Genomic DNA, 540 nt, shown 5'->3' with positions numbered 1-540 from the left:
GAAACTATCCGAACCGAAACATGATCGCAGGCAGATGATCAGCCGTGCCCGAGCTGTCCGGGAATTACTGAAACGGCTGTCCGGGAATTAGCGTAATCGCTGTCCGGTATTTTTGAAATCCGCAGCCGGGTCGGGAGATGCGTTCATTCCCCTGCATTTCGCTGCCGGTGATGCCCTCCAGTTTGACTGGAGCGAAGAACGCATTGTCCTGGGTGGTGTCGAGCAGAAAGTGAAGGTTGCCCACTTCCGCCTGTGCCATAGTCGCAAGCCCTTTGTCGTCGCCTATCCGGGCGAAGCCCAAGAGATGGTGCTGGATGCCTTTGCGCAGGCGCTGTCCTTCTACGGCGGGGTTCCACGCCGAGTAATCATCGACAACCCCAAGACCATGGTGACCTATGTCACGCGTTCGAAGGACCGGATATTCCATCCCCGGTTCCTGGCCTTGATGAACCACTATGTCATGGAGCCGGTGGCCTGCACCCCCGCGTCGGGTTGGGAGAAGGGACAGGTCGAGAACCAGGTCCAGTTTTTACGAGGCCG

The 540-nt window shown here is 58.0% G+C and carries 1 pseudogene; it reads left to right on the top strand.

The features are described 5' to 3' along the window. Window positions 1-139: 139 nt before the first annotated feature. Window positions 140-540: pseudogene (locus tag DQ230_RS16980) on the top strand (IS21 family transposase); the annotation flags it as partial.

Source organism: Roseovarius dicentrarchi, from assembly GCF_003316635.1.
Taxonomy (GTDB): Bacteria; Pseudomonadota; Alphaproteobacteria; order Rhodobacterales; family Rhodobacteraceae; genus Roseovarius; species Roseovarius dicentrarchi.
The sequence above is the reverse complement of the archived record's forward strand: the minus strand, read 5'-3'. Positions and strand labels throughout refer to the sequence as shown.